The organism is Subtercola sp. Z020 (assembly GCF_002931235.1).
Taxonomy (GTDB): domain Bacteria; phylum Actinomycetota; class Actinomycetes; order Actinomycetales; family Microbacteriaceae; genus Subtercola.
Map to the genome: position 1 here is coordinate 1 of NZ_PSTT01000063.1, position 13642 is coordinate 13642.

Consider the following 13642-nt stretch of genomic DNA (forward strand, 5'->3'; position numbering starts at 1 on the left):
CCCCCTGCGACCCCTGCGCATCCCCGCCCGCCCCCGCCCGCCCCACCCGTCGATCGACTCGTCGATCTTTGTCGCCGCGAACGGCCCGAGGCGACAGATTTCGCTGAGTCGATCGCGCATCGAGCGATGCGGCGGCGACGACGACGGGTGCAGGATGCCGGGGGTCAGGCTTTGGAGGGCCGGCGCGCGTTCTGGATGCCGATCGCCGACACCACCCCACCGACCACGAGCAGCGCCGCCGTCGCGAGCACGCCCCGCGAGAATCCGCCGACCGTCAGCGCATCGCCCACGATGAGCGCCGCCGCCGCGGTCGCGATCAACCCCGCCACGCGCGAGACCGCGTTGTTCACCGCCGACGCGATGCCCGCACGCTCGGGATCGATCGCCCCGAGAATCGCGGCCGTGAGAGGGGCGACGGTCACCGTCATCCCGAGCGCGAAGAGCACCGACCCCGGCAGCACCTCTGTCACGTAGTTCGCCGACTCCGTGACCTGCGACAGCAGCACCCAGCCGACGGCCGCGATCAACGGCCCGACCGCCATGAACAGCCGCGACCCGTACTTGCCGGCCAGCGTGCCGAACAGCGACGACAGCCCGATGCTGATGATCGTCGACGGCAGCGACGCCAGCCCGGCCTGGGTCGCCGTGTACCCCGCCACCTGCTGCAGGAAGAGCGTCAGCAGGAACTGCCCGAGCGACAGCGCCGCGTAGATGAAGGTCGTCGCGATGTTGCCGACCCAGAAGTTGCGCACGCGAAAGAGGCTGAGCGGCAGCATCGGCTGCGGCACCCGGCGCTCGTTGACGAGGAACAGCGCGAACGCGACCACCCCCACCACCAGCGCACCCCAGACCACCGGGTTCGCCCAGCCGAGCCGCCCCTGCTCGATCAGCGCGAACACCGGCAGGCCGATGCCCAGAATGCCGAGCACCGCGCCCCGGTAGTCGATGATCGGCTTGACCGCGTGCGGCGGCTCGACATGGATCTTCCGCAGCATCAGCAGCGTGACAGCGATCGGAATCACGTTGATCGCGAACACCAGCCGCCACGAGAGCAGGTCGACCAGCACCCCACCGAGCAGCGGGCCGGCCAGGAAGGCCGTGCTGGTCCAGGCGGTCCACTGCCCGATCGCCTTCGCGCGCTTCGCCCCGTCGAAGTTCGCGATGATGATCGCGAGCGAACTCGGCACCAGCAGCGCCCCCGCGATGCCCTGGATGCCGCGGCTCACGATCAGGAACTCGTCGGTCGGCGAGACGGCGCAGAGAATGGATGCCGCCCCGAACCCGATCAGCCCCCAGAAGATCACGCGGCGGCGGCCGTACGCGTCGCTCAGCGAACCCGCGAGCAGAATGACCGCCGTCAGCGAGATGAGGTAGGCGTCGACCACCCACTGCTGCCCCGCGAGCCCACCGCCGAGCTCACGCTCGATGGCCGGCAGGGCTACGTTGATGACGGTTCCGTCGAGGAACGAGATGAAGGAGGCGAGAATCGCCACCCCGAGAACCACGCGCTGGTACGTCGTCACCGGGTGCCGCCCCCCGCGAGGCTGCGGGCGGGCATCCGGATGCCGTCACCGACGCCGCTCACTGGGCACGCGGTTCGTGCAGAACCGGAAAGTTGACCGACTGCGCAATGAAGCACAGCCCGCTCGCCTCGTGGTGCAGGCTGTTCGCGAGCTCGGCCTGTGCCGCATCGGCCAGCGTCACCACCGGCCGGAGCGTGGCCGACGTGAAGTGCCCGCCCCGCCCCTCCTGCACCATGGTGCCGACGGCTTCGTCGTCGTACCCCGTCACCACCACGCCGTGCTGCACCGCGACGTGCAGGTACGAGAGCATGTGGCATTCCGCGAGCGCCGCCAGCAGCAGCTCTTCGGGGTTCCACCGGTCGCGGTCGCCGTGGAACGCGCGGTCGGCAGACGACGGCAGCTCCACCTTGCCGGCGGCGCGGATGACGCCCTGCCGCGAGTAGTCGCGGTACCCACTCGTGCCGGTGCCGCGATTCCCCAGCCATTCGACACTCACGGTGTAGCGATGCTCAGTCACGCCTCCACCCTATGCCCGCCCCGGCCCGGTATTCTTGGCGACTATGACTGACACCATCGGCACCTCCGCGTTCACCATCCCCCAGGAGCGGAAGATCGTCACCGCGATCCCCGGCCCGGCCTCGAATGCGCTGCACGAGCGACGCCTCGCCGTGGTGCCGGTCGGCGTGTCATCCGTTCTCCCCGTGTACATCGCAAAGGCCAACGGGGCCATCCTCGTCGACGTCGACGGCAACCAGTTCATCGACCTCGGCGCCGGCATCGGTGTGACCACGGTGGGCCACACCCAATCGGGCGTCGTCGACGCCGCGACCGAGCAGTTGCACGACGTCACGCACACCCTCTTCACCGTCACGCCCTACGAGGAGTACGTGCGCGTCGCCGAGCTGCTCGCCGAGCACACCCCCGGCGACTTCCCGAAGAAGACGATGCTCGCGAACTCGGGTGCCGAAGCCGTCGAGAACGCCGTCAAGATCGCCCGCAAGTACACCCGCCGCACGGGCGTCGCCGTGCTCGAGCACGCCTATCACGGCCGCACCAACCTCACCATGGCCATGAACTTCAAGGCCGCGCCCTACTCGACCGGCTTCGGCCCGTTCGCCGGCGACGTCTACCGCGCCCCGAACTCCTACCCGTACCACGACGGACTCACCGGCGTAGAGGCTGCGGCCCGCACTATCGCCTACCTCGAGAAGACGGTCGGCGCCTACGACCTCGCCTGCCTCGTCGTCGAGCCCATCCAGGGCGAGGGCGGCTTCGTGCTCCCCGCCGAGGGCTTCCTGCCGGCCCTGCAGCAGTGGTGCACCGAGAACGGCATCGTGTTCGTGGCCGACGAGATCCAGAGCGGCATGGCCCGCACCGGCGAGTACTTCGCGAGCACGCACTTCGGGCTGGTGCCCGACATGGTGCTCTCGGCCAAGGGCATCGCGGGCGGTCTTCCGCTCGCGGCGGTCACCGGTCGTTCCGAGATCATGGATGCCGCCCTGCCGGGCGGTCTCGGCGGAACCTTCGGCGGCAACCCCGTCGCGGCTGCGGCCGCCGTCGCGGTATTCGGCGAGATCGAACGCCTCGGACTCCTGGCCGAGGCGACCCGCGTGGAGCAGACCCTGTCGCACGGCCTGCTCGAGCTGGCGAAGAAGTACGACATCATCGGCGAGGTGCGTGGCGTCGGCGCCATGATCGCGATCGAACTCGTGCAGCCCGGCACCGGCGACACCACCAAGGAGCCGAACGGCGCCGCGGTCACCGCCCTCGCGGCCTACGCCGCCGCACACGGGTTACTCATCCTCACCGCCGGAACCTACGGCAACGTGCTGCGCTTCCTCCCCAGCCTGACGATCAGCGACGCTCTGCTCGAAGACGCCCTCAGCGTGCTCGACGACGGCTTTGCGGCGCTGGCCGCCGGGGAGCTCGCGTGAGTGGTGCCGCTGCCGCTGCACCTGCCGCCGGCACCTTCGCCGCGTCCGACGCCGTCGAACTGGCGGTCGTCGAACGCAGCGGATTCGTCGAGTCGCGCCACGTCGGGTCGGCCGTCGTCCTCTCCTCCACAGGCGAGGTGCTCAGCGCACACGGCGACCCGTCGGCCCCGATCATCCCGCGCTCCTGCCTGAAGCCGTTCCAGGCGCTGGCCGTGCTGCGCGCGATCGGCGACGGATCGGGCATCCCGCTCGACGCCGTGCAGACGGTGCTCGCCACCGCCAGCCACGCCGGAACCGCCGAGCACGTCGCCGTGGTCGAGAGCATCCTGCAGCTGGCGGGGCTGGCTCCGGATGCACTGCAGTGCCCGTGCGATTGGCCCGGTTCGTCGGCGGCGCGTGACGCCCTCGTGCGCGACGGCCTGGACCGCTCGCCGCTCTACATGAACTGCTCGGGCAAGCATGCGGCGATGTTCTACGCCTGCGTGCTGAACGGGTGGCCCGTTGAGTCGTACCTCGCACCGGAGCACCCCCTGCAGCAGCGCATCCTCGCGACCATCGAGGAACTCACCGGCGAGACCGTCGCGGCCTCCGCCGTCGACGGCTGCGGCGCTCCCGTGTACGCGGTCTCGCTCACCGGCCTCGCCCGCGGCATCGGCCGCATCACCACCGCGCTGCCGCTCGCCCCGATCATCCATCCCGTGGGCGGCCCGTTCGTCGGCGGCGCTTCTGTTGACGGCGCTGGCGCCGGGCGGGCTTCCGGCGCCGCATCCGTCGCCGCCGACGTGTTCGTCGACGCGACGCACGCGCAGGGTGCAACCGAGCCTGTCGCGAGCGGAGCGGCCGACGACGCCACGCCCCCCGCCCGCCTGGTCTCGGCGGAGGCCGCCACCCTCACGGCCTCGGTGCTCGCGAACGGCTGGGCGATCGACGGACCCGGCCGCGCCAACACCCTCTGCATCGACGAGCTGGCCGTCTTCTCCAAGCTCGGCGCTGAGGGCGTCATGGTCATGTCAACCACCGCCGCCTCCCCCTCGCCGGGCGCCGCCGATGCCGCCGGGCAGTCCGACCCCCGCTCCACCGGTGACGCGGAACAGATCCACCACCGCGACACGGCGGGTACCACGGTCGCGCTCAAGATGCTCGACGGTGACCTCCGCGCCGCCACCCTCGTCGGGCTAACCCTCCTCGTTCGCGCGGGAGCTCTCACGCAGGACTCCGTCGACGCGCTGCTCCCCCGCCTCGGCCTCACCGTCTACGGCGGCGCTGCCCCCGTCGGAGCCATCCGCCTGGGCGCCGCCCTGGCCTGACCCCGCCGCCTGACGGGCGCTCTGGTTCCCGATCCGCCGTAATGGAACAACCGTTCCCGAGTCTCTGAAGTGACGACTCCGCCCCGGAGTCCTCACCGAACCAGGAGCCTCACGTGACCAGCACCACCTTCCCGCCCCGAGCAAGGACCTCAGCTTTCGTCCGATCGAAGATCGTCGTTTTCGGAGTGATCAGTGCGCTGGCCGCCGGTGCGCTCTCCGGAGCTTGCAAAGCGGAGGCCACGACGGGCCCGACTGACACCGGAGGCCTGTTCAACATCCCCATGGGCGTTTTGCTGTCCGACCCAGGTGAGGCCCAGGGAATCGCCACAAATCCCACAACGGGCGAGGTGTACATCGGAGTCTCAGGACCAATGCTCGGGGTGAATGTCGTACGAGACGGTGTCGTCTCCGGATTCATCTCCGTGCCAGACGGAGCCTCCAGCCTGAGTTACGACCAGAACAGCGGCCTCCTGTTCGCAGCCGGTTACCTGACCCGCCACGTCATCTCGATGATCGACCCGGGCACCGGCGCCGTCTCGACGTACAGCATCGGACCCGACAACGCTCCCGCCGAAGTCGCCGTCGATGCCGTGCACCAGAAGGTCTACATCGAGGGTCGAGGCGCTGACCAGGAGACCGTCACGGTCTTCGACGAGCTGACCAGGACGATGGGGTCGCCGATCGTGCTGAGCACGATCGGGACTGGCGGATCCGGCCGGCCCTCGTCGTTGACGGTCGACCCCTATCGTCAAAAGGTCTACGCACTCGTGGCGTTCCCTGCTCGCTCCTACGGTCGGGTCTCCGTGATCGACGGCGCCACGAACAGCCTCGACGGAACCCCGATCGCGGTGGACCCGTCAGCCAAGAACATCGCACTCGATCCCATCGCCCACCATCTCGAAGTCGCGTCGAGCGCGGGCGTGAGCACCTACGACACGACGACACGAACGCAGATTGGCAGTCCGATTGCAGTCGGAACAGGAGGAGCGCTCAGCGTGGCTGCGGATGCATCGTCACACCGGGTCGTTGCCGGCACGGCAGACGGACAGATCGCAGTCATCACCGACAGCACCGGTCACCCGTCCGCGTCGGCCATCCCGATCGGTGGGCCGCGTCTCGCCCAACCTCAGCGCATGGCTGTGAATGAGCGAACCGGACGCATCTATTCGGCCAACGGCGACAGTTTCTGGATGTCCCAACTGAGCTTGGCTGCGCCCGTGATCACGTCGGCGGCCGTCCCGCGGGGGCGCGTCGGCACCGATTACGTCTTCACCATCACGGCGTCCGGCCTGCCCCGACCCCGTTTCGCCGTCACCGGAACACCGCTGTACCCCTGGCTGACCCTCGACCCAGCGACGGGAACGTTGAGCGGAACGCCACCGGCTGCAGGCACATATTCCGTCGACCTGTCAGCCCAGAATGGCGTGGGCTCGGATGCTGCGGCGCACTTCGACCTGGTGATCGAGTCGAGCGTCCGTCCCTGCCTGCCCTGGCTCTGCTTCTGACTCACGCGCACCGCGAGCGGGCGCGGGAGGGTCCCGCGCAGGTCGGCTAGCGCTGGAAGCGCGCGGCGCGGCGCGTCAGCGCAGCTGGCGCGCCTGGCGCGCCGCGCGCGCGGCGCGCGCCGCCCGCGTCACCTGCGCCACGACCACGAGCACGATCGCGAGCACGAAGACCGCCGACGCCACCACGTTCGCCTCGGCCGGGATGCCGCGCGCCGCCGCGATGTAGATGAACTTCGGGAACGTGTCGACCGCCCCCGAGTTGAAGTTCGTGATGATGAAGTCGTCGAAGCTCAGCGCGAACGACAGCAGCGCCGCAGCCGCGATGCCCGGCAGCAGCAGCGGGAACGTGATCCGCCAGAAGACCGCCGTCGCCGACCCGTACAGGTCCCGCCCCGCCTCCTCGAGCGCCGGGTCGAGCGACGCGACCCGCGCCTTCACCGTCACGACCACGAAGCTGATGCAGAACATCGTGTGCGCGATGATGATCGTCACGAGCCCCTTGTTGACCCCGAGCGACAGGAACTGCGCCGCGAGCCCCGCCCCGAGCACCACTTCGGGCGTCGCCATCGGCAGGAAGAGCAGCAGCGAGATCGCCCCCCGCGCCCGGAACCGGTATCGAACGAGCGCGATCGCGATCGCCGTTCCGAGCGCGGTCGCGAGCACAGTCGCCACGACCCCGACCAGGATGCTGTTGCCGAACGCCTCGCAGACCCCCTGCGCATCGCAGACGTGCAGCCACTTGTCGAGCGTGAACCCCTGCCACGCGATGTTCAGCTTGCCCGAGTCGTTGAACGAGAACACGAACGTGTACGCGATCGGGATCAGCAGGAAGAGCAGCGCGAGCGCCGTGTAGATGGGCAGTCCGAGCCCGCGCCACCGGATGCCGCGGCGGCGGCCTGCAACCGGAGCCTCGAGCTCCCGCGCGATTCCGCCCGGCGTAGCCGACCCCAGCGCACTCATACCAGGTCCTCCGTTCCGGCCCGTCGCACATAGAAGCCCACGATGATCAGAATGACCGCCATCAGCACGATCGACAGCGCTGCCGCCACCGGATAGTTCTGCGTGACAAGGAAGTTCGACTCGATCGCATTGCCGACCATGGAGGTCTGGGCCGATCCCAGAAAGTCGCCCGACGCGTTGATGTAGTCGCCGGCGGCCGGGATGAACGTCAGCAGTGTTCCCGACACGATGCCCGGCATCGACAGGGGAACCGTGATCGTTCGGAAGGTCGTGAACGGCGATGCATAAAGATCGTTGCCCGCTTCGATGTAGCGCACATCCATTCGTTCCAGCACCGCGTACAGCGGCAGCGTCATGAACGGAATGAAGTTGTAGGTGAGCCCGAAGATCACCGCGAAGGGAGTGCCGGTGATGTGCCCGTCGTTCGGGAACAGCGAGAGCGCCTTGAGCCCCACGACGAGCGGCCCCTCGTCGCTCATGATCTGCTTCCACGCCAGCGTGCGCAGCAGGAAGCTGATGAAGAACGGCGCGATCACCAGGGTGAGCAGCAGGCTCTGCACGAGTGGATACCCGCGTACCTTCACCCCGATGAAGTACGCGAGCGGGTAGCTGACGACCAGCGCCAGCACCGTCGCGAGCAGCGCGTACCCGAAGGCCCGCAGAATCAGCGGCAGGTACTGCATCACGCTGTCGGTGTAGTTCTGCCACTGGAACCCCGCGCTGTACTGCCCGATGTCACCGTTGATCACCGGCTGCTGGAACGACGTGAACACCAGCGAGATCAGCGGGGTGATGAAGAACAGCAGCAGGTACAGAATGCCCGGCAGCAGCAGCACGAGCGCGATCCAGCTCCGCTTCCGTACAGCGGGTTCTGCGGCGGCAGGTGCTGACGCGAACGCGGTGAACGCCACGGCTCAGCCCCGCACCGTCGTCAGGGCGGAGGTCGCGACATCCCCGTCCGCACCCGCGGCGGCCGCGGCTTCGGCGGCGCCGGCTGCCGCCTCTTCGGGCGAATCCTCCAGCCCGAAGCCGTGTTCCACGTTCCAGCTCACCCACACCTCTGCGCCGACGTGCACCACCGGGCCGAAGACCATGTTCTGCGCGAACACGATCACGTCGCCGACCCCCGGCACGCTGATCGTGTACTGTGTGCTCACCCCGCTGAACGACACGTCGATTACGCGGCCCGGGCCGAGCGTGTTGGTTCCGGATGCCGTGACCGAGCCTGCATCGGGCTCCGACGTCAGCAGCAGCAGCTTCTCGGGCCGCACGCCCACCGTCACCGTTCCCGTGCGCCGCGGCGCGCGTTGCGAGGGGATGACCAACCGCTGCCCGCCCACGGCCACGGTCAGGGCATCCGGAGTCGACCCCACGACCTCACCCGTGAACAGGTTGGACTGGCCGAGGAAGTTGGCGACGAACGCCGTGCGCGGCAACTCGTAGAGCTCTTCGGGCGCACCCATCTGCTCGATCTCGCCCTTGTTCATCACGGCGATGGTGTCGGCCATCGTCATGGCCTCCTCCTGGTCGTGGGTGACGTGCAGGAACGTGAGGCCGACCTCGGTCTGGATGTCCTTCAGCTCGAGCTGCATCTGGCGCCGGAGCTTCAGGTCGAGGGCGCCGAGCGGTTCGTCGAGCAGCAGCAGGGCCGGGCGGTTCACGACCGCGCGGGCCAGGGCGACCCGCTGCTGCTGCCCCCCCGAGAGCTGGCCCGGCCGACGGGCGGCGAGGTGGTCGAGCTCGACCAGCCGGAGCGCCTCGTGCGCCTTGTCGAGCGGTGCGGCGATGCCGCGGCGACGGAGCCCGAAGGCGACGTTCTCGAGAACGCTCATGTGCGGGAACAGCGCGTACGACTGGAACACCGTGTTCACCGGTCGCTGGAACGACTTCGTCGAGGTGACGTCGCGGCCGCCGATCACAATGCGGCCCGCGGTCGGCTCTTCGAGCCCCGCGACCAGCCGGAGTGTGGTCGTCTTGCCGCAGCCCGACGGCCCGAGCAGGGCGAAGAACGATCCGGCGGGAATGAACAGGTCGAGCGACCGGATCGCGGTGAACCCCGGGAACGTCTTGGTGATGCCGACGAGTTCGAGGTCTGCGCCCTTCTCGGCGAAAGTTCCGGCGGCCATCAGCTGCCCAGCAGCACTTTCTGGAACTGCGCCCCGAAGTCGTTCTCCTCCTGCGCGGTCAGCGTGCGGAAGACGTGCACACTCGACAGCGTCTCTTCGTCAGGGAAGATCAACTGGTTCGTCGCGAGCTCGGGATCGATGGCATCCATCGCCTCCTTCGCACCGTCGACGGGGCTGATGTAGTTGACCCAGGCCGCCAGCGTCGCGGCGACCTCGGGCTCGTAGTAGTAGTCCATGATCGCCTCGGCGTTGGCCTTGTGCTTCGATCCCATCGGCACGACGAAGGTGTCATTCCAGAGGGTTCCGCCGGAGTCGGGGATGGCGAACTGCCACTTGTCGCCCGCCGTCGCGTTCAGCGAGGTGATGTCGCCCGACCAGCAGATCGCGGCGTAGGTGTCTTCGCTCTGCAGGTCGTTGAGGTACTGGTTGCCCTTGATGTTGCGGATCTGGCCGTCGCTCACCTGCTTGGTGAAGACATCCATGGCGTTGGTGAATTTGTCGTCCGCCCATTCACCGGTGATGTCGGTGCCCTGGTTGAGCATGATGAGCCCGATCGTGTCGCGCATCTCGCTCAGCACACCGACGCGGCCCTTGAGGTCGGCGCTCCACAGGTCGTCGATCGACTTCAGGCCGTTCGGCACCTTCTCGGTGTTCCAGCAGATTCCCGCGAAGCCGCCCTGCCACGGCACGCTCTTCGCGCGGCCCGGGTCGAAGTCGGGGTTCGAGAACGAGGCGTTCATGTTGGCGAGGTTCGGCATGTTCGCGTGGTCGAGATCCTGCAGGTAGCCGAGGCGAACGAGTCGAGAGACCATCCAGTCGGTGAGGCAGACCGTGTCGGTGCCGATGTCCTGCCCCAGGGCGAGCTGGTCCTTCACCTTGGCGTAGTAGGTGTTGTTGTCGTCGACGGCGACGTTGTACGTCACGTCGATGCCGCTCTGGCTGCGGAACGCATCGAGCGTCGGATTGGCACCGGCGTCGTCTTCGTCCATGTACCCCGGCCAGTTGTCCCAGATCAGGGTCTTCTCGGTGGCGGAGGCGTCAGTCGCGGGGGTCAGCGCCTTCTGCGTCGCTGTCACGGGTGCGCAGGCCGCCAACGCGAGGGCGGTCGCGCCGAGGCCCATCGCGCCGAGGAACCCGCGCCGCGTGAGGTTCAGCTGGCGGGCACGCTGCATGGCCTGCGAATGACGGATGGCCTGGATGATCATCGGGTCTTGTGGCGGTTGTAGTGGCATCGGCTCGGGCTCCCTCACAATCGGTGAACTCGATACTGGCACAGCGCAGCAGACCGATGGGGTGAAAGTGACGGAATGCTCGATTTGGAAACATGATCGTCACGAAATCCGTGTCGACCCCGCGCCCGGACCTTCGATTAGGTCTGTACAGGCCTCAGCGGCTCACATCGATGACGAGCACCGTGACATTGTCGCGACCACCGTTGGTCAGCGCAGCGTCGACGAGACCGGTCGCGGCTTCTTCGGCGGTCGAGAGCTGCTGCAGGTAGTGCGCGATGCCGTGGTCGGTCAGCTCCTTCGTCAGCCCGTCGCTGCAGACGAGCAGGCGCTGGCCGTCGACGATGTCGAGCACCGAGTAGTCGGGAACGGGCTTCTCGTGAAAGCCGACCGCGCGGGTGATGATGTTGCTGTCGGGGTGCGTCTCGGCCTGCTCGGCGGTGATGAGCCCGGCATCCACCAGCTCCTGCACCACCGAGTGGTCGACGGTGAGACGTTCGAGCGCTCCGTTCAGAAACTGGTACACACGGGAGTCGCCGATGTTGAAGACCGCCCACTTCGGCTCGTCGTCGACCAGCGTGAGCGCGACGCCCGTCACGGTCGTTCCGGTGCCGAGCACGTTCGCGTCGCCGACCACGTCGATGTCCTCGAGCGCCAGCGAGAGCGCGCCGTCTATGACGTCGCCCGTGGTGAACTCGGCTCCCTGCACGGCACCGAGGCGGTTCACGACCGCGGCGCTGGCCACCTCGCCCGCCGCGTGCCCGCCCATGCCGTCGGCCACCGCGAAGATCGGCGGCACTGCTGCGACGCTGTCTTCGTTCACCTTGCGCTTACGCCCGACGTCGGTCAGCGCGCACCATGACACGGTGAAGGCGTCACTGGATGCCCGGGGGCCTGCCACACGGATGCGCGCGGCACTCTCGCCAATCTGGGTCACGCCGGAGGTCTTTCTCTGACCGGCTGCGTTTCGGGACAGCAACCGCTGGAGTCAAGACTAGACGATGCCGCCTACCGACCGGCGCGGCTGTCGTTTTCGACCGTCACCCGGCCCTCCGGCTGCGGATCCGCTTGCACGGGCCGGTCCCGACTGACAGAATCGGGCCATGAGCCCGAAACCACGGCACCCCCCGCTCGACGAGACCGCGAAAGCGATCATCGAACAGCTGCAGGTCGACGGCCGGCGCTCCTACGCCGAGATCGGCAAAGCGGTCGGCCTGAGCGAGGCAGCCGTGCGCCAACGGGTGCAGAAACTCACCGATGCCGGCGTCATGCAGATCGTCGCCGTCACCGACCCGCTGCAGCTCGGTTTCTACCGCCAGGCCATGGTGGGGCTGAAGGTCACCGGTGACACCCGGCTGATCGCCGACGCCCTGGCCGCCATCCCCGCCGTCGACTATGTCGTGCTCACCGCCGGCACCTTCGACCTGATGATCGAGGTCGTCTGCGAGAACGACGACGACCTCATCACCCTCCTGAACTCGGAGATCCGCACCCTCCCGGGCGTGCTCTCGACCGAGACCTTCGTCTACCTGAAGCTGCACAAGCAGCTCTACAACTGGGGAACACGGTAACCATGACCATCACGCCCACTCCCGTCACGCCGAACACCTCGTCGTCGGCGGTCTCCGACCCCGGGCTCTCGTCGAAGTTCGACGAAGCCGACCTGCAGCAGAAGGCGAAGGACCACCTCTGGATGCACTTCTCCCGCCAGTCGGTGATGGAAGACGGCGCCGGCGTGCCCATCATCGTCAAGGGCGAGGGGCACCACATCTGGGACTCCACGGGCAAGAAGTACATCGACGGCCTGTCGGGCCTCTTCGTCGTGAACGCCGGGCACGGGCGGCAGCGCCTGGCCGAGGTGGCAGCGAAGCAGGCCGCTGAGCTCGCGTTCTTCCCGTTGTGGTCGTACGCGCATCCGTCGGCCATCGAACTCGCCGACCGGCTCGCCGGCTACGCGCCGGGCGACCTGAACCGCGTGTTCTTCTCGACAGGGGGCGGCGAGGCCGTCGAGACCGCCTTCAAGCTGGCGAAGTACTACTGGAAGCTGCAGGGCCGGCCGACCAAGCACAAGATCATCTCCCGGGCCGTCGCCTACCACGGCACCACCCAGGGTGCGCTGGCCATCACCGGCATCCCGGCGATGAAGGAGATGTTCGAACCCGTCACGCCGGGCGGCTTCCGGGTGCCGAACACGAACTTCTACCGGGCCACCGAGCACGCCGACGACCTCGCGGCGTTCGGGGTGTGGGCGGCCGACCGCATCGAGGAGATGATCCTGTTCGAGGGGCCGGAGACGGTTGCGGCGGTCTTCCTCGAACCGGTGCAGAACTCGGGCGGCTGCTTCCCGCCGCCGCCCGGCTACTTCAAGCGGGTGCGCGAGATCTGCGACAAGTACGACGTTCTCCTCGTCAGCGACGAAGTGATCTGCGCCTTCGGTCGCATCGGGCACATGTTCGCCTGCGATGAATACGGTTATGTGCCCGACATGATCACGTGCGCCAAGGGAATGACGAGCGGCTACTCCCCCGTCGGGGCGACCATCGTGTCGGACCGGCTGTACGAGCCGTTCAAGCACGGCAACACGTCGTTCTACCACGGCTACACCTTCGGCGGGCATCCGGTCTCGGCGGCTGTGGCCCTCGAGAACCTCGACATCTTCGAGGAGGAGAAGCTGAACGAACGCGTGCGCACGCTGTCGCCGGCCTTCCGCTCGACGCTTTCGCGCCTCAATGACCTGCCGATCGTCGGCGACGTGCGCGGCGACGGCTACTTCTTCGGCATCGAGCTCGTGAAAGACAAGGCGACGAAGGAGACGTTCGACGACGACGAGTCGGAGCGGCTGCTGCGCGGCTTTCTATCGAAGGCGCTGTTCGATGCGGGGCTCTACTGCCGGGCCGACGACCGCGGCGACCCGGTGATCCAGCTCGCGCCGCCGCTCACGATCGGGCAGCCCGAGTTCGACGAGATCGAGGGCATCCTCCGCGGCGTGCTGACGGAGGCGTGGGGGCGGCTCTGACGCGCTGCGCCCACCCCCGCCGCGCGCCGCGGAGGATGCCCT

At 68.1% G+C, this 13642-nt stretch carries 12 protein-coding genes; 5 read left to right on the top strand and 7 right to left on the bottom strand.

The window, feature by feature from the left end; translation table 11 throughout:
- Positions 1-164: 164 nt before the first annotated feature.
- The gene (locus C5B96_RS07995; protein ID WP_104244684.1) at positions 165-1523 is read right to left on the bottom strand and encodes a DHA2 family efflux MFS transporter permease subunit; all 1359 of its coding nucleotides are present in this window, start codon (positions 1521-1523) and stop codon (positions 165-167) included.
- Positions 1524-1581: 58 nt separating this feature from the next.
- The gene (locus C5B96_RS08000; protein ID WP_104244686.1) at positions 1582-2040 is read right to left on the bottom strand and encodes an OsmC family protein; all 459 of its coding nucleotides are present in this window, start codon (positions 2038-2040) and stop codon (positions 1582-1584) included.
- Positions 2041-2083: 43 nt separating this feature from the next.
- On the opposite strand from C5B96_RS08000, the gene gabT reads away from it, so the two are divergent.
- The 3 genes from gabT to C5B96_RS08015 all read left to right on the top strand — a co-directional run bounded on the left by gabT (position 2084) and on the right by C5B96_RS08015 (position 6269).
- Entirely contained in the window at positions 2084-3457 is a 1374-nt protein-coding gene (gene gabT / locus C5B96_RS08005) for a 4-aminobutyrate--2-oxoglutarate transaminase (protein WP_104244688.1), read from the top strand.
- The gene (locus C5B96_RS08010) at positions 3454-4764 is read left to right on the top strand and encodes an asparaginase (RefSeq protein ID WP_146078118.1); all 1311 of its coding nucleotides are present in this window, start codon (positions 3454-3456) and stop codon (positions 4762-4764) included. Before gabT ends, C5B96_RS08010 begins: the two co-directional genes overlap by 4 nt.
- A 380-nt stretch (positions 4765-5144) precedes the next feature.
- Positions 5145-6269 carry a putative Ig domain-containing protein gene (locus C5B96_RS08015; RefSeq protein WP_158507141.1) on the top strand — a complete coding sequence of 375 codons (1125 nt, stop codon included), beginning with the start codon at positions 5145-5147 and terminating at the stop codon, positions 6267-6269.
- 75 nt (positions 6270-6344) lie between these two features.
- Here the strand turns inward: C5B96_RS08015 and C5B96_RS08020 are convergent, their stop codons facing one another.
- The 5 genes from C5B96_RS08020 to C5B96_RS08040 all read right to left on the bottom strand — a co-directional run bounded on the left by C5B96_RS08020 (position 6345) and on the right by C5B96_RS08040 (position 11521).
- Positions 6345-7229, bottom strand: coding sequence for an ABC transporter permease (locus C5B96_RS08020; RefSeq protein WP_104244692.1), 885 nt, complete (start codon positions 7227-7229; stop codon positions 6345-6347).
- The gene (locus tag C5B96_RS08025; protein WP_104244694.1) at positions 7226-8140 is read right to left on the bottom strand and encodes an ABC transporter permease; all 915 of its coding nucleotides are present in this window, start codon (positions 8138-8140) and stop codon (positions 7226-7228) included. Before C5B96_RS08025 ends, C5B96_RS08020 begins: the two co-directional genes overlap by 4 nt.
- 3 nt (positions 8141-8143) lie before the next feature.
- Positions 8144-9355: an ABC transporter ATP-binding protein gene (locus tag C5B96_RS08030; RefSeq protein ID WP_104244696.1), complete on the bottom strand. Its 1212-nt coding sequence runs from the start codon at positions 9353-9355 to the stop codon at positions 8144-8146.
- On the bottom strand, positions 9355-10560 hold the full coding sequence (locus C5B96_RS08035; RefSeq protein ID WP_233189079.1) for a PotD/PotF family extracellular solute-binding protein: 1206 nt from the start codon (positions 10558-10560) through the stop codon (positions 9355-9357). Before C5B96_RS08035 ends, C5B96_RS08030 begins: the two co-directional genes overlap by 1 nt.
- A 181-nt stretch (positions 10561-10741) precedes the next feature.
- Positions 10742-11521, bottom strand: a complete 780-nt coding sequence (locus tag C5B96_RS08040; RefSeq protein WP_104244700.1) for a PP2C family serine/threonine-protein phosphatase — start codon at positions 11519-11521, stop codon at positions 10742-10744.
- 166 nt (positions 11522-11687) lie between these two features.
- Here C5B96_RS08040 and C5B96_RS08045 point away from each other — a divergent pair, with 166 nt between their 5' ends.
- Complete coding sequence (locus tag C5B96_RS08045) at positions 11688-12155, top strand: Lrp/AsnC family transcriptional regulator (protein WP_104244702.1); 468 nt, start codon at positions 11688-11690, stop codon at positions 12153-12155.
- A gap of 2 nt (positions 12156-12157) precedes the next feature.
- The gene (locus tag C5B96_RS08050) at positions 12158-13600 is read left to right on the top strand and encodes an aspartate aminotransferase family protein (protein WP_104244704.1); all 1443 of its coding nucleotides are present in this window, start codon (positions 12158-12160) and stop codon (positions 13598-13600) included.
- Positions 13601-13642: the final 42 nt, after the last annotated feature.

Bases quoted from the DNA above. Each gene is read 5' to 3' on its own strand.
- C5B96_RS08045 (WP_104244702.1), top strand. From the start codon at position 11,688: ATGAGCCCGAAACCACGGCACCCCCCGCTCGACGAGACCGCGAAAGCG.
- C5B96_RS08030 (WP_104244696.1), bottom strand. From the start codon at position 9,355: ATGGCCGCCGGAACTTTCGCCGAGAAGGGCGCAGACCTCGAACTCGTC.
- gabT (WP_104244688.1), top strand. From the start codon at position 2,084: ATGACTGACACCATCGGCACCTCCGCGTTCACCATCCCCCAGGAGCGG.
- C5B96_RS08035 (WP_233189079.1), bottom strand. From the start codon at position 10,560: ATGATCATCCAGGCCATCCGTCATTCGCAGGCCATGCAGCGTGCCCGC.
- C5B96_RS08020 (WP_104244692.1), bottom strand. From the start codon at position 7,229: ATGAGTGCGCTGGGGTCGGCTACGCCGGGCGGAATCGCGCGGGAGCTC.
- C5B96_RS08050 (WP_104244704.1), top strand. From the start codon at position 12,158: ATGACCATCACGCCCACTCCCGTCACGCCGAACACCTCGTCGTCGGCG.